The following is a 20493-nucleotide window of genomic DNA, read 5'->3' as shown; positions in this document are numbered from 1 at the left end:
TGTTTAGCACGCCTTTTTGTTGATTAGAATATGCGGGAGTGTGTCGTTTAAGCCTATTTGCAATTTAGCATTAATTTTATAGACCTCATTCAGCCTAGTTTGACTCAAAACCTCTTCAGGAGTGCCGCTGGCAACTACTTCTCCTTCATCCATCATATAAAGACGATCAGCAAAACTCGCCGCGAGTGATAGGTCGTGTACCACAGCGACCACACCCGCACCTTGCTTAGCAATGTCTCGTGCTTGAGTCATAACTTCATATTGATGATAAAGGTCTAAACTTGATGTTGGTTCATCAATCAGCAAATACGCACTTTGCTTATTGATTAAGCTCGGCTGCAATTGGCAGAGCACACGTGCTAGCTGCGTACGTTGCTTTTCTCCCCCTGACAACCGAGTAAAGCATTGCTGTGCTAAATGATAAACACCTAAAGCTTGCATCGCATTGTTTGAAAATCGTTTTAGCGCTGCATTACTGAACTGCTCTTGATGCGCAACATGCGCCATATCAACCACTTCATTAACGGTAAACGGAAAGTCCAGTTCATAGTTTTGCGTGAGTACCGCTCTTAATTGTGCCAACTCTGCAATACTATAATCATCTAAATTTTGCTGATTAATACTGACTGCACCACCCGTTAAAGCAATATCACCACAAAGAGCCTTTAACAAAGACGATTTACCCGCACCATTTGGCCCAATGATCACGACTACTTCATGGGGCTTCACCATAAAATTAACGTTATCTAAGAGAGTTTTACACCCAATCTTAGCGGTTAAATTAGTTCCTAATAGCATTTTACCCTCGTCGTTGATAAGTTTTTAATAACATGATTAAAAAGAATGGGCCGCCAATCGCACTGGTGATAAGTCCAATAGGAAGTTCTGCTGGTAGCATCACTGTGCGGGCGAATAAGTCGGCTAAACTTAACAATAGCGCACCGCCAAGCATACTTGTGGGCATTAAATAACGGTGATCAGGACCCAGTACTAAACGTACGATATGCGGCACGATGAAACCGACAAAACCAATGATTCCTGTGATCGCAACAGCAGCACCGGTACATAAAGCGGTGTATATAAAGACTTGTTTTTTAAGCTTAGTAACATTAATACCCAAGTGTTTTGCTTGTGCTTCACCTAATAAATATAAATTAAGTGGTTTGCCTAAACGAAGTAACGCCACACAGCTAAAAATAATCAGTGCAATTGTTGGTAGCATCATTGCAAAATGATTACCCGCCAGTGAGCCCATACTCCAAAAGGTTAAATCCCGTAGTTGTTGATCGTTACTGATTAAAGTTAATACCCCAATAAGTGAACCAACAATCGCATTGACTGCAATCCCTGCTAGTAGCAAACTAATAATAGTAAATTGCCCACTATGGGCGCTGAGTCGGTAAATAAATACACATACACCAATGCAACCTAAAAATGCGCCAACAGGCACAGCGTAAATACCTAGACTGTCGCTAAAATTAGCAAATAAGCTAGTGCCTAATACGATAGTTGCAACGGCGCCTAATGCAGCACCGCTTGATACACCAATTAAACCAGGGTCGGCTAATGGATTTCTAAATATAGCCTGCATCGCGGCGCCGCATGCTGCCAGCCCCGCACCGACAATCATAGCCAGTATTAAGCGAGGTAAACGTATTTGCCAAATAATGGCATGCTTGAGCTCATCGTCGGCGGTTTGATTTATAATCGAAATTATTTCACTAATACTGATTACCACACCCCCATTGCTAAGGGCGATAAAAAACACAATGACACATGCAATAAATAATGCAGGGATCGCCATTCGACGGTGCTGATTTTGTGAAATTACTGTACTACCCAATGCAAGCATGATCAGTGCTCACTTAGTTGAGCAGTCACATTGCTGGCGCTAGATGCATAGCGATATTTGTAATCTGATGGTAATTGAGTGTCTGGGTGGAAAGTATGCGCAAGCTCAACCAAAGCTTGTGGAGTACGCGGGCCCATACCAAGTAAATAACTGCCGTCGAAGCTGTGGACTTGGCCATTTTTGACAGCATTTGAAAACTTAAAGTGGGCTAGTTTTTCTAACTTAACCAGTGGTTCATCACCATGGCGACCCATTGTAATAATTACATCTGGGTTTATAGCAAGTGCTGCTTCGGTTGATAGTGGTTTCCAATTATTAATGGCACTTGCAGCAACATTAATGCCTCCAGCTGCTGTGATCAGCTCATCAGCTGAGGTCCCCGCACCGGCTACAATAGGCTGACTATTACGAACACTGAGCACAAATAATACCCGAGGTTTAATCATCGTTTGTTGTAAAATATAGCTCAGTGCATCGCGGTCCACTTGTAGAGACTGAGCTAAAACATCACCCTTATGAGCAACATTTAATAAACTAGCAATTTTTTTAATCTTGTTTTCTATCCCGCCTAAATTATCGTTTTCATCAAGGATGACTAAGTTAATACCGGTTTGCTTGAGTTGCTCGACTACTTTTTTGGGCCCTGTATCTGCTTCACCAATAACTAAATCGGGGTTTAGCGATAAAATACCTTCTGCGCTGATCCTTCTAACATAGCCAATTTGTGGTTTTTCTTTTGCCTGTGTAGGGAAAACACTTGTGCTATCGACTCCAATAATTCGCTGTTGCTCATCAAGCGCGTAAATAACTTCTGTAATTGAGCCGCCTGAGACTACAACCCTTTGAGGAGTTGTTGATTGGTTTGCAAAAACAATTTGGCTGGTTACAGCAAGGGTTATAAAAATTAAATACGAGAGTAGGGGTTTCATAACGATTCCATTGTTGATATTATTTAATACAAATAATAACAGTTTGCATTTGTATTTAAAAGTTATGAAATTTATTATTTTTCTAATTGTTTCTGCAGGGTGCCATTTTAGTTGGCTTTACTTTGAGCCAACAAAGCTAAATACGGTGCAATTTAGTGATGCTCAACCAGCGAGTAAAATTGCGATTAAAATCATTGCATCAGAGCCTGTTAAGTTACAAAAAAAACAAGTACAGAAACCAGCGGTTGTTGCTAAACAATCGCCAAGCACGCAATTTTATTCAAAGGTTAAGCGCTTAGCAAAACAAGCAACCGTAAAAGAAAACACCAAAACTGCGCAGCAGAACAAAATAAAGCCAACTATAAAAAAAACCATCATTGAACCTGACACTGCAATTGCCAAAGCGAAACTCGTTAGTGAACCTGCAATAAATGAGTTAAAACCCAGTCAGGCAGCCCCCGCTTCAAGTGCGCCTGTAATAGCAAAGCAGCACTCGTTAAAAAATCAAGTTATCGACTTAAACACATTACCTCTTTTTAAATCACCTAGGCCTACTTTAAATTATCCGCTAAAAGCTAAGCGCCGCGGCTATCAGGGGGTTGCAATTGTGCAAATAGAATTAGCCGAAGATGGCAGTATTGCACAGCTTTCAGTATTAAAAAGCAGTGGCTTTAGTGAGCTTGATAAAGCGGCTTTAAATAACGTATCGCAATGGCAGTTTCACCCGGTGATACGTGAACAACATAAAGTAAAGGCGCGCTTTAGTGTACCTATTAAATTTTCCTTGCGCTCTTAGCGCATTTAATTAAGAGAAGTAATTATGCACGATGTTTTTTATGCTGTTGGTATTATGGCTTGGCCGTTATTTATGGTTTCAATTATTGCGTTAGCAATAGTATTAGAGCGCAGCTTGGCGTTTGCACAAAGTTGGCTGAAAATGCAAAAACTGAAACAGCCAAATGGTGAGTTTAGCCAGCAGCTAAAACAAAAGTCTCAGCCAGAGCAACGCCAGCAATGGTGCCAATTATACTTACAAGACTGTTTAAGCGGTTGGCGCAAACGATTAAACATATTATCCCTGTTAGGCACTTTATCCCCTTTGATGGGGTTATTGGGTACGGTTTGGGGCTTAGTACTGATGTTTAAAAAAATAGCCCAAACACATCAAGCTGCAACGCCGGCATTACTAGCTGATGGCTTATGGGAGGCAATGTATTCAACCATGGCAGGGCTTGTTATTGCCATTCCTTGTTTGTTATTAAGTGGGGTTTTTAACGCGCTTTTAGAGCGCTTTCAAACAGATTTGACTCGCATTATTAACCACTTAAATTATCAACTTTGTTTTGATGAGCTGCCCCATGCTTGAGCTGCCAGATAAATCCAACAATAGTTCTTTAATGCCAGATTTAACCGCATTAATTGACGTGCTGTTTATTTTACTCGTGTTTTTATTACTCACAGCTGCGGTAAAACTAGACATGCTTGATGTCACTTTGCCTGAGGTCGGTAGTGATAATCACGCACCGCTTGAGCAACAAAAAGCGATTGTACTAAGTGTTAACTATACCGACAAACACCTTATTTATGCCTTGGCTAAAACATCTTACGATTCTTTGGATGATGTCATTGCTGCTTTGCGGCATAAAAAGCAATCAGGTGTATACCTTGCAATTGATCAACAGGTACCCAGTGGCGAGTTAGTTAAGCTTTTAGCTGCACTGTCTAAAGAAGATCATAAAATTGCAAATATACTAACCAAAAGCGAATAAAAACGATTATCATTTATAGTTTGTTTTGTTATAGTGATGCCGTTTTACAAAAGGTTCGAATTGGCTAATTAAGGGGCCATGCCAATTCGTAAATTAAAATACATAAACTTTATGGAGCGATAACATGCGCCTTTCAAAACTGGCTCTATGCATTGCCAGTGTTTCACTTCCTGTGATGGCACAAACCCCACCATCAGATCAAACTGAATTAACGACCCACCTTGATGCCGTAACGGTTACTGCAACCCGAACAGAAAAAACGGCATTGAACTCTGCTCAAGCGGTGAATGTTATCAGCGCTGAAGATATTGAAAATGTACTCGCTACAACGGTATTCGATAGTTTAATTTCAGTACCGAATGTAACTGCCACAGGTGGACCAAGAGCAGGGGGGCAAAAGTTTAATGTTCGCGGCTTTAGTGATGCCGAAGATGTACTTGTTAGTGTTGACGGAGCTATACAAACTTTTGAAAAATACCGAATGGGCAGCTTCTTTGGCGACGCTGATTTATACCGTACTGTAAGTATTAAACGTGGTCCAAGTACCGTATTACATGGTGGTGGTGCGCTTGGTGGTGTCGTTGAGATGGAGCTTAAAGATGCCAGTGACTTTTTAGCGGTAGGTCAAACAGCAGGTGCAAAAATTAAGCTTGGCCATCATGGCAATAATAATGAAAATAATGGCAGCGTTTATGCGTATGCCCGCCCGACAGATTCGCTCGATATTTTAGCGGCTTACATTAAACGACAAAGTGATGATTTTGAATTATCGAATGATGAAACACTCGATAACTCTGCAATTGAAGCCGAGTCATTGTTACTTAAAGGCGAGTATTACATAACGGATGACTCATTAGTTGGGCTTTCATATAGCCAAAGTGAAGATGCCCAAAGAACGGAATTTAATTCCACAGATCCGGGTGCTTGGGGCACAGTTTACCGCAGAGTAAAGCAATCTATTACTAACCTTAGTTATGAGCTGAACCCGATTAATAACAAATACCTTGATTTAGCGATACGTTTTGGAAATAGCCAAAGCCATATTACAGAAAGCGATGGCAAAGGTATGTTAGAAGACTATATCGGCGTTGAATCTCATTATGAATATAATATCAATACACTCGATATTATGAATACCAGTTTATTGGGAATGCATGCACTTACTTACGGTTTACAGTACTCAGACAAAGAGCGTGTAGGTGATAAGCAAAGTTATTCATGCTTAGAGTACAACATGCAGACATACGCCTGCATAAAATATGGTTCAGAAATATTGTTTAGTGAAATGGCATCACAACCTGGAGGGGAGCAAAAACGCTTTGGTGTGTATATTCAAGATGAATTTACATGGCAAGCACTAACATTAACCGCAGGTGTAAGATATGAAAAATATAGCAGCACACCAACAACCTTATTTGATAGCAAAAATTCACAACTAGATACAACAGTAAAGCATTCAAAAGTAGTGCCTGCTGTTACTGTGAATTATCAATTTACAGAGCAATTCGCTTTATTTGCCAGCTACCAAGAAGGGTTTAGAGCACCATTAATCGACGAACTATATGACTCATATGCCAATCGTAACCCTAATTTAGAGCTCGAAATCGAAAATAGCCAAAACCAAGAAATAGGCATGAGCTATCAAACAGATAATGTGTTCTCTGATAGAGATTCATTAACTGGGCGTATTATTTATTTTGAAACCCACATTGATGATGAAATACAGTCAAACACCAGCTCTGTGACAAACCCAGTTCCTGCACCGCGTTATAGTAATCGTGGGAAAAATGATCGCGATGGTTTTGAACTTGAAGTGAACTACGCCCACTCAATAGGCTATGCAAACCTTGCTTACAGCGAAATATCAGGAGAAGACCAAGACGGCGAACCTTTATGGTATTTACCGGCAGATAAATTGGCGCTCACGGCTGGTTTATTTTTCTTCGACTCAAGCTTACGCACAGGAATTAACGTTCAGGATATTGCTGCGCGAACGGTTCAAGCGTATGACGTTGCAACCCGATCATATAAAGAGACACAGCAAGACAGTTATACCTTAGTAGGGCTCAATGCCAACTGGGTTATTAGTGATGACTGGAATGTACGTGTTGCGGTGGATAACGTGTTTGATAAAAAATACCAAGTGATGGCCGGTACTGGCGGTGCAATTGGTGATTATGGTGTAGGCCGTAATATTAAAACTCAAGTTAGCTTTAAATTTTAATACTCAACCACCTCAAGGTAGAAGTTGCTTGAGGTGGTTGAGTCTAAAGCTCAGCTTGCGACGTCGGCTCGAGCTATAGATAAACATGAAGGTAAGAAAGAATGACTATTTTACAACGTTATCGCCAGTTATGTGAACAGCAACCAAACATAAGAGCCATAGACGCTGCGCAGCAATTAAATATAAAAGAAGCGCAACTTATTGCCGCTCAGGTAGGTGAAGGTGTAACTAAGCTTGATAACACTAATATAGAAGCTATATTGAAAGCCTTTAAAAAGTTGAATCATGTTATGGCATTAACGCGTAACGAGCATGTGGTGAGTGAAATTTCAGGCTGTTATGAAAAAATTTACTGCTCAGATCGCAATGATACTAAAACGGCTATTGCAATTAACCCTGGAGGTATCGATTTACGCCTATTTATATCAAAATGGCATAGCGTATTTGCGCTACATAACAAAAAAAATCAGGGGAGTATTCAATTTTTTGATAAATACGGAGTTGCTGTACACAAGGTATTTACCACTACCCAAACTGACTTTACTGCATTTGAACAATTAGTTGAAAGATTTAAGGTGCAACAACAAGACGGACCGATCAGTGTAACCGCACCTGCAATTGTTGTTGATGAAAGAAAAGCACTAGCTGAAATCGATATTCAAGGTTTTAGAGAAGGCTGGAAGAGCTTACAAGATGTTCACCATTTTCCTGGATTATTAACTAAGTTTGCAGTTAGCCGTACTCAAGGGCTTGAAATTGCAGGTGAGCAATGGGCACAAGAAGTCTCGCCTGATTGTTTAACCGATGTTTTTGAAGCTGTGCGCGAACAACAAAGCGAATTAATGATTTTTGTGAACAACCACGCAGCCGTGCAAATTTATTCTGGAACATTAACCAATCTTAAACAGGTTGGACCGTGGTACAACGTCCTAGATAACAATTTTAACTTGCATGTAAAAAGTCAGCAGTTCTCTCGCGCATTTGTTGTTAAAAAGCCAACTGACAATGGTGATACGTTCGTTCATTCGGTCGAATTTTTTGATGCTCATGGCAGCACAGTCATGACTTTGTTTGGACGTAGAAGCGAAGGCAAAGTGCAATCAGCAGATTGGATTGAGCTATGTGACAATATACGAGAGCAAGCCGTAACAGCTTAATAGGGTTGGAAAAGCAATAGCGCTGAAAATAAAATCAGCGCTACTTTGAGAATAACTTCATTGCGTAGACGTGTTTAATGACTAAAGCAGGTAAAATAGACAAGGCGCTTGGAGTGTTAAATTAAAAATAAAATCACAAAAGGTTTGACATAAACTGCTAACTCTATATAGTGGGCCGCAGCTAGAAAGAAAGCATGTAATTTATAAATCTCCATTTCGTTGTTGTATAAGTAATACTTGTAGTACCGTCCTGAAGTTTTTTTAAGTACCATCTCATTTTTTGCTACACCCGCCCATATGGGCAATTTTTTATTTTTTATATCAGGATATTACTATGTCTAACATCGTATCAGGTACAGTTAAGTGGTTCAACGAGTCTAAAGGTTTTGGTTTCATCGAGCAAGAAAATGGTCCAGACGTTTTCGCACATTTCTCAGCAATCAAAAGCGAAGGTTTTAAAACTCTTGCTGAAGGCCAACGTGTAGAGTTCACTCTTTCACAAGGTCAAAAAGGTCCTCAAGCAGAAAACATCACTGCTGTATAATTTTACCTTTTAGGTAGAATTCAAAAAGCGCTTATATAGCGCTTTTTTTGTGCTTAAAAATTGACGATATCACGCTGAATGCCTATTATTGGTGATTATCAGTGGTCGTCGGAGAAAATTATCCGTAACATTTTTGTACTTCTTTGTTGCTTAAATTTTTCGGCTATAGGCTATGCCAAGCCTTTAATTACTATATATACAGAGCACTTCCCACCGTACAACTTTTCAAATAAAGGCCAGTTGCAAGGTATTAACCTTGATATCACTCGTGCCTTATGCAAACGAGTTAACGTTGATTGTCAGTTTGAGTTATTACCTTGGACACGGGCGTATCATCTGGCTCAAAAAAATAAAGCTTCAGGATTAGTATCGACAGCACGGTCGTCAGAGCGGGAGTCGTTATTTCAATGGGTCGGCCCTTTAGCTTCTTCACGTACTTTTTTTTACCGACTCGCGAGTAATGACCACATAAACCCTACTGAGCTGAGTCAATTAAGTACCTACACCTTAGGGTTAGCTCGTGGTGATGTGTACGCGCAATTAGTGCATGACATTGGTTTTGTAAAAGATAAAAACCTCTTAAACTTTGCCCATCATTACGAGTACATTAATTTATTTTTTAAAAATAAGATCGATCTTATTCTCGGTTCAGAATCGTTGCTTGATTATCAATTACAACAGTATGGCCACAATAGCGCTGACGTAGTTAAGTTAATTGAATTACCCGTTGGTAAATTAAAAGGAAACTACCTTGCGTTTAATAAATCTGTGCCCAAAGAGATTGTTGATAAATTTAATCACGAGTTAGCTGCATTAAAAGAGACTGATGATCTTGAGCAATTTAGACTGCCTTATTTAAAAAAGCATGATTAAAACAGACTAATTTTTATTAATTAGCTTTTTATATTCAGGTGTTTCTTTCACTTCACTAAACGCTTTTTTTAATGCATCTATAATTTGATGCTCTACATTTATATTTGCTGCTAGATAGCCTTTGACTTGAAGCGCATCTATTGGGTATGTGAAGCTTAATTTATTATGATCAATAGCTAATTGATCTGCCATGTCAGGTATGAAATTTTCGTCATCGATTATTAGGTCTACTTTGTTAGCAAGTAATAAGTTGTAAGACTTCTTGATATCTGAAGTTATCAGTAAATCAAAGCCATTCTTTGATAAAAACTGAAAAGCCAAGTCATGTCGTTGAACTGCAATTTTGTATTTTCTTGCCAGTTCTAGATTCGTTATTTTAATATCCTTTCGCTCTGAGAGCTTCACAAAACCTAGTTTAAACTGCGCTACTGGACCAATCCAATGGAATAGCTTTTCTCTTTCCGGAGTTCTAGCAATGCTGTATATAAGGGTATTATCGAACTTGCTTGCCAGCTTGTATGCACGTGCCCACGGGTAGATAGAGAAAGAAGCGTCTAAAGCGGCAATAGCTAATATCTTTTTCACTACTTCAGTGCTGATACCTGCAACTTCATCATTTATTCGAGTTTGATTAGGCGGTGAAAGTTCAGTCACTACTTGGATTTGGGGCTGGCCTAGGCTTAATACTGGAAACAGCACTAGTAAAAAATATAGAAGAGCTCGCATTTACTTACCTAAATTTAACTCGATTAATTCAGTATAGTAAAAAGACAAGAATATGAAAAAGAAAGGGTCTAAAACGATAAAAGGGCCTTGCGGCCCTTGGTGAAGTATCGTTCAAGTCAGATAGCTCTTTAACCCCTTAAAGGGCTATCCTATTGTTTTGCAACTAAGGCTCATCTCAAAGTTTCTAAGCTAGCGAGAGGAAAAAACCTGCAATTGCGGCGCTCATAAGGTTAGCCATAGATCCTGCTAACACTGCTCTGAGCCCTAAGCGTGCGATATCCTTTCGCCGACTAGGCGCCATACCGCCTAATCCACCTAGTAAAATGGCTATCGATGATAAGTTAGCAAACCCACATAACGCGAATGTGACAATCGCTTGTGTGTGTGCGCTTAACGTATCGCGATAATTAATAAAGTCTAAGTAAGCAACAAATTCATTCACTACTAACTTTTGACCAATAAAACTGCCGGCTATAATTGCTTCACTCCACGGTACGCCAAGTAACCAAGCGACTGGGGCAAATATATAACCTAAAATTTCTTGTAGTGTCAGTGTCGGGTAATCAAACCAACCACCAATACCACCTAATAAACCGTTTAAAAGCGCGATTAAAGCAACAAATGCTAATAACATAGCACCTACATTGAGTGCTAAATGCATACCGTTTGCGGCGCCAGATGCGGCTGCATCTATTACATTTACAGGCTTATCTTCATTGTCATCAAGATCGGCCAATGTGTCTTTTGGGGTTTCGGTCTCTGGCACAATCATCTTGGCCATTAAAAAACCACCCGGTGCGGCCATAAAGCTGGCAGCAATTAAATACTTAAGCTCTACGCCAATAATAACGTAACCGGCCATTACAGAGCCTGCTACAGTGGCTAGGCCACCCACCATAACTGCAAACAACTCCGATTTGGTCATAGTTGCAATAAATGGCTTTACTATTAACGGTGCTTCAGTTTGACCAACAAAAATGTTAGCGGTCGCTGAAAGCGATTCAGTACGCGATGTTTTTAACAGTTTTTGTAAACCACCGCCGAGGATTTTAATAATCCAATCCATAATGCCAATGTGATAAAGCACTGCAACAAGCGCAGAGAAAAACACAATAACGGGCAAAACTTGTACCGCAAAAATAAACCCTAAGGTATCTTGACTTGCAAGAGGACCGAATAAAAATGATATTCCGTCATTGGCAAATCCAATTACCGATGATACGGCTTTTGACATGCTTACTAAGGCGTTTTTACCTGCTTCGAAAAACAGCACAAACCCACCAATAATGAACTGCATGGCAAACGCAATACCTACCGTTCTTAAACTAATTGCTTTGCGGTTGGTTGACGCCGCAAAAGCAATGCCTAGCAGCACACACATGCCGACTAAGCTCATAAATGTTGTCATGTTTAGTTATTTCCCGTTGTTATTTTTGCAGTAAATATTTTATTTTACTTTTAATTATATCAATCGCAACACGATTCATGCCGCCACGTGTGACCACTAAATCAGCCTTGTGCTTTGAGGGCTCAATGAACTGATAAAACATCGGTCTCACCGTCGCTTGATATTGTTCAACAACGGACTGTAATGTTCTGCCTCGTTGCTCCATATCACGTTGCATACGGCGCATTAGGCAAATATCAAGGGGTGTATCGATAAACACTTTGATATCAAATTCTTTATTTAGCGCTTTATCGCTAAGCAATAAAATCCCTTCAACTATAATAATCTCTGCTGGCATCACGGTGCGAGTTTTGTCGCTACGCGTGTGCTGGGCATAATCATAAGTCGGAACTTCTACTGCTTCTCCATTGCGTAATTGAGTCAGGTGTTTACACATTAACTCATGTTCAAACGCATCAGGGTGGTCGTAGTTCGTTTGCGTTCGATGGTCAAACGGTAAATGCGATTGATCGTTGTAATACGCATCTTCTTCGATCACGGCGATAGCGCCTGGTTCAAGCTCATTAACCAACTCATTGTAAATAGTTTGGCTAAAAAGAGATTTGCCCGACGCAGAAGCGCCAGCAATAGCTATTATTGTTCGTGTCACTAAAGTTCTCATCCACACATAAGGATACATTGTTGGTAGATCACAATAGCAAAAAAGACACGATTAATCTCTCTTGCTTCGCTCTAAGATGTGAAATTTATAATGTTTAGGTTTTATGAAACAGGACTTATGTCCTGTACGGTAAAAAGCAACAGCAGATAAAGTAGCCACATTGGATTAACGAGGTGAGTATGGCAAGAGCAATTATATTGATGGCAGATAGCTTAGGCATAGGTGCTGCTCCTGACGCTGATAAATTTGGTGATTTAGGCGCAAACACATTTGCACATCTGTTGAAAGCTTACTCAGAGGAAACGGGCGAACAACTTTCGCTACCGAATTTATCGCTATTAGGGTTGATTGATGCATGTGAAGCGGCAGGCAAAGAGCCTTGCTTAGTTAGCGACCGCCAAACACCAATCGCAGCATGGGGTTATGCTAAAGAACTCTCAAGCGGTAAAGATACACCATCAGGTCACTGGGAAATGGCGGGTGTACCTGTGTTATTCGATTGGGGTTATTTCCCGAATACACAGCCTTGTTTTCCACAAGAATTTATTGACGAGTTAATTACTCGCACCGGTATTCCTGGCATTTTAGGTAACTGCCATGCCTCAGGGACCACTATTTTAGAACAGCTAGGTGAAGAGCATATCAAAACTGGTATGCCGATTTGTTACACCTCAGCTGATAGCGTGTTTCAAATAGCCGCGCATGAACAAACTTTCGGTCTAGAAAAACTTTATCAGGTCTGCGAAATCACACGGGCGCTGCTTGATGAAATGAACATAGGACGAGTGATTGCGCGGCCATTTTTGGGTTCAAATAGTCAAGACTTTGCTAGAACGGGCAATCGTCGTGATTATTCAGTATTACCGCCAGCACCAACATTGCTAGATAAGTTAGCAGAGGACGGCGGCGAAGTAATTAGTATTGGTAAAATTGCAGACATTTATGCACACCAAGGCATTACCCAAAAACACAAAGCCCCAGGCTTACAAAACTTACTCGAAAAAACGACTGAGGTAATGGCAACTGCGCCAGATCATAGTCTGATTTTTACAAACCTCGTTGATTTTGACGAAAAGTTTGGCCATCGCCGCAACCCTGTTGGGTATGCTAAAGCGCTTAAAGAGTTCGATGACTTTTTACCGACTATACTTAAGCAGCTAAATGATGATGATATTTTAATAATTACAGCGGATCACGGTTGTGACCCAACATTCCCGGGCAGTGAGCACACCCGTGAATATGTACCTGTAATTGCGTACCAACCAGGTCTTGAAAATACGGCCCTTGGTGAACGTGCTAGTTTTGCAGACATAGGTCAAACCCTTGCCCAGTGGTTTAACTTACCTGCACTTGACTATGGTGAAGGCTTTATAGACAAGCTAAAAGCGCCAATTGTAAAAGGAAACGAATAATGAGTACTCCGCATATCGAAGCGAACAACGGTGATTTCGCAAAAACGGTTTTAATGCCAGGCGATCCACTACGCGCGCAATATATTGCAGAAAACTTTCTTGATAACGCAGTTAAAGTAACAGGCGTTCGTAATATGTATGGCTTTACCGGTACCTACAAAGGTAAGCCAGTAAGTATTATGGGCTCAGGGATGGGTATTCCATCTATGTCAATTTATGCCCGTGAATTGATAGTTAGTTACGGCGTTGAAAACCTTATTCGTATCGGCACATGCGGCGGTATTGGTAGCGATATTAAAATTCGTGATGTTATCTTTGCACAAGGTGCCAGCACAGATTCAAACGTAAACCGTGCTCGCGTTCGTGGCTATGATTTCTCTGCTATTGCAGATTTTGACTTACTTCTAAACGGTGTTAATGCTGCTAAAGAGTTAGGTATCAAAGCAAAAGTAGGTAACGTTTTTACCACTGACACTTTCTATCAAGCGGACAATACTTTTTATCAAGAGCTTGATAAGTTAGGCATGTTAGCTGTCGATATGGAAACAGCAGGTATGTATGGCGTTGCAGCCGAATACGGTGCAAAAGCCATGGCGTTGTTCACTGTTAGCGACCACGTAATTACCGGTGAAGCTACGCCGAGCGATGAGCGTCAAAGTACATTTAATGAAATGGTTAAAATTGCGCTTGAATCAGTAAAAGCGTAATCAGCAAAGTTCCTTGGTAACGTATTCACTCGTTTGGAGACACGCCCAAACACAGTGAGACTAACCTCCCAAAGCCGCATTTATGCGGCTTTTTTTATACCTGTGTCAGAGCAAAAAAGGCTAACCTCGTTTTATACCAATTCGCTTAATTAAGTGATCTATTTTGAGGGTAGAAAAACGTGTTGATAGCAAGGCAAAAAATTCGCTATTTAGTTGTTCTAAGTAGCGAATTTTTTAACGCAGGTAGCGGCACGTTTAGCCCAGTAAAATGATTAAGTGTTATTGCGGATTGGTATTACTCATCGGTCTTCAACTGCTTAGCGCGCTCTTCTGCTGCAATGAGTTCAGCTGACTTTGGAACTGATTTTTTTGGTTCTATGGTTGGCTTTTCCTTTGTATTTGGATCCCATGTTGGGTCTAACGAAAGATTTGCAAACGGATTGGCTTTAACTTGTTTATCAGATGTTTCATCTGCACTTTCTGAAGAGCTGTCTTGCTCAGCAATCTGTGTATTTAATGTATTGAGTGCTTGTTCAATCTCATGTTCTTCAGTGCTGATGTTTTGTGGTTGTTCACTTTTATCTGCAGGGTTAATTGTTTGCTCAGGCACCTGCTGATCTAAAGCATCTTGATGGCTACTATGCACACTTGAATGTACTGTCGTAGCATCAGCTAAGTCAGCGGGAGAGTCTTCCTTTAGAGTATCAATAGGAGTCTCTTTAACTTGAGCTTGTGGTGGCGATTCTTTTTTCTGCCCAGGCAATGGTGCATCAGGGTCAAATGTACGTACTTCAGGCTCTTTAAAGTCATGTTCGTTATTAATACGTGACGTTGGTGACTCATTGGCAGGTTCATAGTTTGGTTCGTCGTGCGCTACTGGTGCAGTAGGCTCTATCTCGCGCTCGCTATGTTCATTCAGCTCATCATCTGCTGTGTCGGCTTCGAGTTGTTCTGTTGAGTCTAAAGAGGGCGTATTTACAACCTCAGGTTTAACTGTGCGTGCGTTGAGCTCATCTATTTCTTGCTCAATGGGCAGTTCCTTTTCAGATGCTGCTGCATCTGTGTTTAATGTACCCATGTCTGCTTTTGAATCCGATAGTGGCGTTGGCTGCGAGTCTTGCTGGGTCGGCATTGTGGCAGGCGTTACCACTGCATTACTGGTAAGCGTTGTGGATGAATCGGCTGATTGCTTTTTAATGCGAAGTTTATAAATCACTAATCCAGCAATCAGTAACACTAACACGATAATAAGAATCGGCGTGGTCAATGATGTTGACTGTCCACTTGCGGCTATGACAGGTGATGTAATAGCTGGAGCAGCGGCTGTGCTGGTTTGAACTTTAGCTGCATTTATAGCTGGTTTCGGTTGCGACTCAGCGGGAGTATCCTGAGCGTTTGACTCTATTTTTTGCTTGCTCTGGGCCCCAGTAAGTGGGTTTTGATCAACCTCTGTATTTGTTTTTTCTAAATCTGATTCAGATAATTCAACCTCAGATTGTTCTGACGTGTCATTTGCGTCAAGGGGGTTTACACTTTCGTTTATTGGTGATGTATCTTCTACAGTACTTTGTTCGTTAACGTTATTAAGGTCATTGCGCGTATCTTTATCTTGTTCTGCACTTTGACTGTTTATAACTGGCGCTGGCTCTGTAATAGTTTGCTGAGGTTTATTTTCAACAGGAGGTGGATTGCTGCAGTTTTTATTAAAGTCTCTCCTTGCGTTTCGATAACTGCGACTGCTTTTATCATCACTAAATTGTTGCATCTGTTGTTTATACAAAATACACATCGCTTCGTTGTATTTTGCTGTGGTGTTAAAACTACAGGTAAGCAACGTCAAAAAGAAAAGGCGTAAAAATAAAGTCATTGGCGCACATTTAATGATAAATAAACAATAATCTTAGTTTAATATTACTCTGGCAAATTATCTAGCCAGCAATTAGGAACGCATGTGTGCGAATGTTAATCATACAAGCAAAACTTATACAAACGGGTGAAGGTATTGCTTGTCACCTTTTTATTTAACAGATCTATGTTCATTCTATAGCCATTAATGAGCGGTATTCATCATAGGCAAATTGATCCGTCATACCACTTATGTAATCTTGAATAAGGCGACAACGATAGTAAAACTCATAGGCGGCAAAGTGGTCGGGTTCGTGCGTTAAATCATTAATTGCTTTTTGATAGCTATTGAGGTGTTTATTAGAAAGCTTTTTTATTAACCTAGACTCAATTAAAAATGTTGTATCTCCTTTTATTACTCGTTTAAATTCATCGCAGTTAAGTGCTAATAAGGGTTTATAGCAGTCAAGCAACCCGGTAATAATACGATAACCTTGTAACTCTAATTTACCTACTTCTTGGTGGTTAAATACATGTTCAAGTGCCACTTGCTTTAATGTTTTAGTGACTGCATGTAAGTGGCTATTGTCTTCAAGAAGAGCATGGTTAAAATCGCCGTGATAAATAGCCTCAATATGTTCAATAAAACGATTTGCCGCATGGTTTACAAGTGGGTGCAGTAACGACACCCTCAAATAAATAAAAAACTCACTATTAAAGTTATAAGGTTGCGCAGCGGCTTTGTTGAGTGCGTAATCAATTGCTTTCTCAACAAAATTTAAATGTTCAGTATCATCAATCGTTAAATTAATAAGAGTGCGTTTATATTGGTGTTTTAATTTATCGCATAATAGTTCAACACTGATAATGCCTTTTTCTACCGCGTCTTCTATATCTGCTAAGCAATAGGAAATATCATCCGCAGCTTCCATAATATAGCTTGCTGGGTGACGACAGTATTGATTGATTTCAAGCTCATTTTGCAGTGCTTCAATAAATGGCTTCTCGCTGAAGTAGTACCCTACTTTTTTCATCAGGTAGCTTTTATCTTTTGGACTGTCTTGTTTTGCCATACTGGCTGGGCGGGTATATTTTAGAATCCCTGCCGTTTGACTGTAGGTTAAATTTAAGCTGAGTAGTGAATGCACAATGCGAACTCCTTGTGCATTGCCCTCAAAGTTTTGAATGTCTTCAATTAAGTGCTTAAAAATAACATTAATACCGGTATTTGGGGTTTGGCAGCGCTCAGGTGCGACACTGGTTAAATGAGAGCGAAACCACTTATTAATAGCCGCCTCACCAAAATGACCAAACGGTGGGTTGCCAATATCGTGCATTAGGCAGGCCATTTCAACTAAGCTTTCTAATGGTCGCTCTAAATCTTTTAAGCCATAGTTAATAATTTGCTCTTGCGTTAAAAAATGAAAAATACGTTGCACGATGAATCGACCGACTTGCTGAACTTCTAGTGAGTGTGTAAGCCTTGAGCGGACCGCTGCGTTGCGCTCCAATGGGAATACTTGCGTTTTTTGTTGTAAGCGCCTAATGGCCGCACTGTTTATTATTCGACCACGATCGCTTTCCAATGCCATGTTTAGATTAGCTGTGCTGCGCTCGGCTCTGGCGGGTGTTATTTTCTTTTGAAAGTCGATCATAATAAATCCATTCATATGTGGTCTATGCCTTAAATCTAACAGCTTGAAATAATAGGTAAAGCTATTTTATTCCTGCGTAAATTTTTCTATGATGGCAACGCCAAACTTTTAGGAGCACTTTAATGCGCCAGCTACTTTTAAATTTAAATATTATTGTCCTTTTATTACTGAGCCTGCCAACCAAGGGCAGTGAAGAGCAAACCGTCGTACTTATTTCTCTTGATGGTTTTCGTTGGGATTACATCGAAAAGCACGGCGCTAAAAATATAGCTAATATTGCGAAGCAAGGGGTAAGAGGCCACAAAATGCGGCCGGTCTACCCAACAAAAACATTTCCAAACCATATATCGATGGTTACGGGTTTATTACCAATAAATCATGGTGTTGTTGAAAATCGTTTTTGCGATACAAAACGAAGCGACTGTTACAGCATGGGTAAAGGAAAAGATGACAGCACGTGGTTAAGTGGCATTCCACTTTGGAATTTAGCGTCTATGCAAGGGCTTAAATCGGCAACCTATTTTTGGCCTGAATCTGACGCCCGCTTTAACGGCATGCTACCCGATTATTATTACCATTACTCAAAACACAGTGATTATCAAAAAAGAGTTGATCAAATCGTGCAATGGCTAACACTGCCAAAAGAACAACGGCCACGTTTAGTGATCAGTTACTTCTCTTTAGTAGACAGTGCTGGGCACGAGTTTGGCCCTGATGCAATGCAAACCCAAGACGCAGTTCAGCAGCTAGATAATTTAATGGGGCAGTTACATAATCGAATCAATGAATTATCGATTAATGCCAATTTAGTATTGGTATCAGATCATGGTATGAGCCAAGTTGATCCTGAACAAAGTATTGCGTTAGATACCTTACCAAAAGATGATGCGTTTATGGTTAAAAATACCGGCCCTCGGGTACTGATTTATGCCAATCAAGGTACTACACGAGCACAAATATCAGCTTATAAGCAACGGTTAGTCAAAGCTGCAAAAGGGCGCTATATCGTGTTAACCGATACTCAGCGAGAGGCTTATCACTACAAAAATAATGGCCGAACGGGCGATATAATTTTACAAACTGTTGCACCTAAGGCATTCGCAAACAAAGAACATATTAATTATTTAGGCACCCATGGTTATGCTTATAGTGAGGATATGGCGGCAACATTTGTAGCGCAAGGGCCTGCATTTAAGCAAAACCTAGTTCTTAAAGAGGTTAGCAATCTTGATATTTATCCGCTTATTGCAAACGTGCTAGGACTAAAAGTACTCAACGAAATAGACAGTGACGGAAAAACGCTGCTCCCCGCTTTGGTTGAAAAATAAATATTACACGTTTATACCAACTCGCAGGGTGTTTCACCGGCACTTCCTCTCATCGTTGTTACTTTTAAGTGACTGTCATTACTGCAAAGTAACGCCTCAATATTAAGCCCCTGTGAAACGCTGAATTCTGCATCTTGAGGTGGCTTGGGTATAGACCTTAGTCATAGTTTAAACTTTGTTCCTAGCACCTTAGGTTAATCTGTGTATAAATAAGCGTTAAATACTCCTTAACCTAAGGTGCTTTATGGTGCTATCAGATCAATTATTAAACCGAATAACGGCAGGGTTAGTCGCGGTGATAATCGGTTTCACCAGTTCGATAGCATTGATTTATCAAGTCGTCATTGTACTCGGAGGCACGCCTGATCTAGTGGCTAGCTGGGTGCTGATGCTCGGTCTTGCAATGGGCGGCACCTCCATTGCTTTGTCGTATTATTATAAACTGCCCATTCTTATTGCTTGGTCGACAACCGGGGCGGCATTGTTGATAACCAGCGCACAAGGTTACAGCCTAAATCAGGCGGTGGGAGCGTTTATGTTGAGCGCTCTATTGGTTTTTATTTCAGGGGTTACGGGTTGGTTTGAAAAAGTAATGCAACGGATCCCAAGCCAAATAGCCTGTGCCATGTTAGCCGGTGTGTTAGTCACGTTTGGTATTGATGTATTTAATTTTATGGGCGATAAGCCGCTTATAATTGGTGCAATGGTTTTAACGTATTTACTGTGTAAACGACTAATGCCTAGATTTACTATGTTGATGGTGCTTGTTGCAGGCTTTGTTATGGCAGGAGCTACAGGGCAGATTGATACCAGTAGCTGGCAATGGAAAATGAGTGAATTTACTTTTATTGCACCAGAATTCAACTTACAAGCCATGATCAGCGTAGGTATCCCATTGTATATTGTCACTATGACATCGCAAAACCTACCCGGTATTGCAATATTAAAAGCACATAACTACCCCGCGCCGATCTCTGCATCACTTAACGTGACGGGTTTTACGAATATATTGATTGCCCCATTTGGCGGTTATGCAATAAACCTTGCGGCCATTACTGCAGCAATATGCATGAGTGAAGATGCAGATAAAGACCCCAATAAACGCTATTGGGCGAGTATTGCAGGCGGTGGCTTTTATATTTTAATGGCAATAGGTGCAGCTACGTTAGTGGGGTTGGTAGCCAGTTTGCCACAAGCACTTATTCTTGCTTTAGCGGGCATTGCGTTATTTACCACTATAGCATCTAGTTTACAGCAAGCTCTATCCGATAGTTATTACACTGAAGCGGCCATGATCACTTTTTTAGTTACAGCCTCAGATTTAAGTTTGTACTCTATCGGCTCTGCATTTTGGGGGATTTTAGCAGGAGCGTTAACACTGTGGTTAATACCTAGAAAATAAG

The 20493-nt window shown here is 40.5% G+C and carries 19 protein-coding genes; 11 read left to right on the top strand and 8 right to left on the bottom strand.

Features of this window, described 5'->3' with window-relative positions; translation table 11 throughout:
• Nucleotides 1-3: 3 nt before the first annotated feature.
• Genes ACHUE3_RS01440 through ACHUE3_RS01430 form a run of 3 tightly spaced genes read right to left on the bottom strand, consistent with a single transcriptional unit; the run spans nucleotide 4 to nucleotide 2781 of the window.
• Nucleotides 4-798, bottom strand: coding sequence for a heme ABC transporter ATP-binding protein (locus tag ACHUE3_RS01440; protein ID WP_394189450.1), 795 nt, complete (start codon nucleotides 796-798; stop codon nucleotides 4-6).
• A 1-nt stretch (nucleotide 799) separates the two neighbouring features.
• A complete protein-coding gene (locus ACHUE3_RS01435; protein WP_394189448.1) occupies nucleotides 800-1852 on the bottom strand; it encodes a FecCD family ABC transporter permease in 1053 nt (350 codons plus the stop codon).
• Nucleotides 1853-1854: 2 nt separating this feature from the next.
• Nucleotides 1855-2781: a heme/hemin ABC transporter substrate-binding protein gene (locus ACHUE3_RS01430; protein WP_394189446.1), complete on the bottom strand. Its 927-nt coding sequence runs from the start codon at nucleotides 2779-2781 to the stop codon at nucleotides 1855-1857.
• 64 nt (nucleotides 2782-2845) lie between these two features.
• Here ACHUE3_RS01430 and ACHUE3_RS01425 point away from each other — a divergent pair, with 64 nt between their 5' ends.
• The 7 genes from ACHUE3_RS01425 (at nucleotide 2846) to ACHUE3_RS01395 (ending at nucleotide 9348) form a co-directional block, all read left to right on the top strand.
• Nucleotides 2846-3577: an energy transducer TonB gene (locus tag ACHUE3_RS01425; protein WP_394189444.1), complete on the top strand. Its 732-nt coding sequence runs from the start codon at nucleotides 2846-2848 to the stop codon at nucleotides 3575-3577.
• 24 nt (nucleotides 3578-3601) lie between these two features.
• A complete protein-coding gene (locus tag ACHUE3_RS01420) occupies nucleotides 3602-4147 on the top strand; it encodes a MotA/TolQ/ExbB proton channel family protein (RefSeq protein WP_394189442.1) in 546 nt (181 codons plus the stop codon).
• Nucleotides 4140-4550 carry a biopolymer transporter ExbD gene (locus ACHUE3_RS01415; protein ID WP_394189440.1) on the top strand — a complete coding sequence of 137 codons (411 nt, stop codon included), beginning with the start codon at nucleotides 4140-4142 and terminating at the stop codon, nucleotides 4548-4550. The genes ACHUE3_RS01420 and ACHUE3_RS01415 overlap by 8 nt, the downstream gene beginning before the upstream one ends.
• 124 nt (nucleotides 4551-4674) lie before the next feature.
• Nucleotides 4675-6774 (top strand): TonB-dependent receptor domain-containing protein, encoded by a 2100-nt coding sequence (locus tag ACHUE3_RS01410; RefSeq protein WP_394189438.1) that lies wholly within the window; start codon nucleotides 4675-4677, stop codon nucleotides 6772-6774.
• Nucleotides 6775-6875: 101 nt separating this feature from the next.
• A complete protein-coding gene (locus tag ACHUE3_RS01405; RefSeq protein WP_394189436.1) occupies nucleotides 6876-7931 on the top strand; it encodes a hemin-degrading factor in 1056 nt (351 codons plus the stop codon).
• A 334-nt stretch (nucleotides 7932-8265) separates the two neighbouring features.
• Complete coding sequence (locus tag ACHUE3_RS01400) at nucleotides 8266-8475, top strand: cold-shock protein (protein WP_058559473.1); 210 nt, start codon at nucleotides 8266-8268, stop codon at nucleotides 8473-8475.
• Between the two features lie 78 nt (nucleotides 8476-8553).
• Nucleotides 8554-9348 carry a substrate-binding periplasmic protein gene (locus ACHUE3_RS01395; protein ID WP_394189433.1) on the top strand — a complete coding sequence of 265 codons (795 nt, stop codon included), beginning with the start codon at nucleotides 8554-8556 and terminating at the stop codon, nucleotides 9346-9348.
• A gap of 6 nt (nucleotides 9349-9354) precedes the next feature.
• Here ACHUE3_RS01395 and ACHUE3_RS01390 read toward each other — a convergent pair whose 3' ends face one another.
• The 3 genes from ACHUE3_RS01390 to udk form a co-directional block, all read right to left on the bottom strand.
• A complete protein-coding gene (locus ACHUE3_RS01390) occupies nucleotides 9355-10074 on the bottom strand; it encodes a substrate-binding periplasmic protein (RefSeq protein ID WP_394189431.1) in 720 nt (239 codons plus the stop codon).
• Between the two features lie 184 nt (nucleotides 10075-10258).
• Nucleotides 10259-11482, bottom strand: a complete 1224-nt coding sequence (locus ACHUE3_RS01385) for a NupC/NupG family nucleoside CNT transporter (protein WP_058559477.1) — start codon at nucleotides 11480-11482, stop codon at nucleotides 10259-10261.
• A gap of 19 nt (nucleotides 11483-11501) precedes the next feature.
• Nucleotides 11502-12131, bottom strand: coding sequence for a uridine kinase (gene udk, locus ACHUE3_RS01380; protein ID WP_394189429.1), 630 nt, complete (start codon nucleotides 12129-12131; stop codon nucleotides 11502-11504).
• A gap of 191 nt (nucleotides 12132-12322) precedes the next feature.
• Between udk and ACHUE3_RS01375 the strand changes: the two genes are divergently transcribed.
• Both ACHUE3_RS01375 and deoD read left to right on the top strand, forming a co-directional pair.
• Nucleotides 12323-13555 carry a phosphopentomutase gene (locus ACHUE3_RS01375; protein WP_394189427.1) on the top strand — a complete coding sequence of 411 codons (1233 nt, stop codon included), beginning with the start codon at nucleotides 12323-12325 and terminating at the stop codon, nucleotides 13553-13555.
• The gene (gene deoD / locus ACHUE3_RS01370) at nucleotides 13555-14262 is read left to right on the top strand and encodes a purine-nucleoside phosphorylase (protein ID WP_394189425.1); all 708 of its coding nucleotides are present in this window, start codon (nucleotides 13555-13557) and stop codon (nucleotides 14260-14262) included. The genes ACHUE3_RS01375 and deoD overlap by 1 nt, the downstream gene beginning before the upstream one ends.
• A gap of 295 nt (nucleotides 14263-14557) precedes the next feature.
• Here the strand turns inward: deoD and ACHUE3_RS01365 are convergent, their stop codons facing one another.
• Together ACHUE3_RS01365 and dgt are read right to left on the bottom strand one after the other, a co-directional pair.
• Nucleotides 14558-16129 carry a hypothetical protein gene (locus ACHUE3_RS01365; RefSeq protein ID WP_394189423.1) on the bottom strand — a complete coding sequence of 524 codons (1572 nt, stop codon included), beginning with the start codon at nucleotides 16127-16129 and terminating at the stop codon, nucleotides 14558-14560.
• Nucleotides 16130-16298: 169 nt separating this feature from the next.
• The gene (dgt, locus tag ACHUE3_RS01360; protein WP_394190254.1) at nucleotides 16299-17765 is read right to left on the bottom strand and encodes a dGTPase; all 1467 of its coding nucleotides are present in this window, start codon (nucleotides 17763-17765) and stop codon (nucleotides 16299-16301) included.
• A 119-nt stretch (nucleotides 17766-17884) separates the two neighbouring features.
• On the opposite strand from dgt, the gene ACHUE3_RS01355 reads away from it, so the two are divergent.
• Both ACHUE3_RS01355 and ACHUE3_RS01350 read left to right on the top strand, forming a co-directional pair.
• On the top strand, nucleotides 17885-19090 hold the full coding sequence (locus ACHUE3_RS01355) for an alkaline phosphatase family protein (protein WP_394189421.1): 1206 nt from the start codon (nucleotides 17885-17887) through the stop codon (nucleotides 19088-19090).
• 244 nt (nucleotides 19091-19334) lie between these two features.
• Entirely contained in the window at nucleotides 19335-20492 is a 1158-nt protein-coding gene (locus ACHUE3_RS01350; RefSeq protein WP_394189419.1) for a benzoate/H(+) symporter BenE family transporter, read from the top strand.
• The last annotated feature ends 1 nt before the right edge of the window (nucleotide 20493 follow it).

Source organism: Pseudoalteromonas atlantica (genome assembly GCF_043641955.1).
GTDB lineage: Bacteria > Pseudomonadota > Gammaproteobacteria > Enterobacterales > Alteromonadaceae > Pseudoalteromonas > Pseudoalteromonas atlantica_A.
Note: the sequence above shows the minus strand (reverse complement) of the source record. Positions and strands in the feature narration are given on the sequence as shown.

Excerpts from the sequence above, each read along its gene's own strand:
- ACHUE3_RS01405 (WP_394189436.1), top strand. The coding sequence starts at position 6,876 with ATGACTATTTTACAACGTTATCGCCAGTTATGTGAACAGCAACCAAAC.
- ACHUE3_RS01425 (WP_394189444.1), top strand. The coding sequence starts at position 2,846 with ATGAAATTTATTATTTTTCTAATTGTTTCTGCAGGGTGCCATTTTAGT.
- ACHUE3_RS01365 (WP_394189423.1), bottom strand. The coding sequence starts at position 16,129 with ATGACTTTATTTTTACGCCTTTTCTTTTTGACGTTGCTTACCTGTAGT.
- ACHUE3_RS01355 (WP_394189421.1), top strand. The coding sequence starts at position 17,885 with ATGCGCCAGCTACTTTTAAATTTAAATATTATTGTCCTTTTATTACTG.
- deoD (WP_394189425.1), top strand. The coding sequence starts at position 13,555 with ATGAGTACTCCGCATATCGAAGCGAACAACGGTGATTTCGCAAAAACG.
- ACHUE3_RS01395 (WP_394189433.1), top strand. The coding sequence starts at position 8,554 with ATGCCTATTATTGGTGATTATCAGTGGTCGTCGGAGAAAATTATCCGT.
- ACHUE3_RS01420 (WP_394189442.1), top strand. The coding sequence starts at position 3,602 with ATGCACGATGTTTTTTATGCTGTTGGTATTATGGCTTGGCCGTTATTT.
- ACHUE3_RS01385 (WP_058559477.1), bottom strand. The coding sequence starts at position 11,482 with ATGACAACATTTATGAGCTTAGTCGGCATGTGTGTGCTGCTAGGCATT.
- ACHUE3_RS01415 (WP_394189440.1), top strand. The coding sequence starts at position 4,140 with ATGCTTGAGCTGCCAGATAAATCCAACAATAGTTCTTTAATGCCAGAT.
- ACHUE3_RS01400 (WP_058559473.1), top strand. The coding sequence starts at position 8,266 with ATGTCTAACATCGTATCAGGTACAGTTAAGTGGTTCAACGAGTCTAAA.
- ACHUE3_RS01430 (WP_394189446.1), bottom strand. The coding sequence starts at position 2,781 with ATGAAACCCCTACTCTCGTATTTAATTTTTATAACCCTTGCTGTAACC.
- ACHUE3_RS01350 (WP_394189419.1), top strand. The coding sequence starts at position 19,335 with ATGGTGCTATCAGATCAATTATTAAACCGAATAACGGCAGGGTTAGTC.
- ACHUE3_RS01375 (WP_394189427.1), top strand. The coding sequence starts at position 12,323 with ATGGCAAGAGCAATTATATTGATGGCAGATAGCTTAGGCATAGGTGCT.
- ACHUE3_RS01435 (WP_394189448.1), bottom strand. The coding sequence starts at position 1,852 with ATGCTTGCATTGGGTAGTACAGTAATTTCACAAAATCAGCACCGTCGA.
- ACHUE3_RS01390 (WP_394189431.1), bottom strand. The coding sequence starts at position 10,074 with ATGCGAGCTCTTCTATATTTTTTACTAGTGCTGTTTCCAGTATTAAGC.
- ACHUE3_RS01410 (WP_394189438.1), top strand. The coding sequence starts at position 4,675 with ATGCGCCTTTCAAAACTGGCTCTATGCATTGCCAGTGTTTCACTTCCT.
- ACHUE3_RS01440 (WP_394189450.1), bottom strand. The coding sequence starts at position 798 with ATGCTATTAGGAACTAATTTAACCGCTAAGATTGGGTGTAAAACTCTC.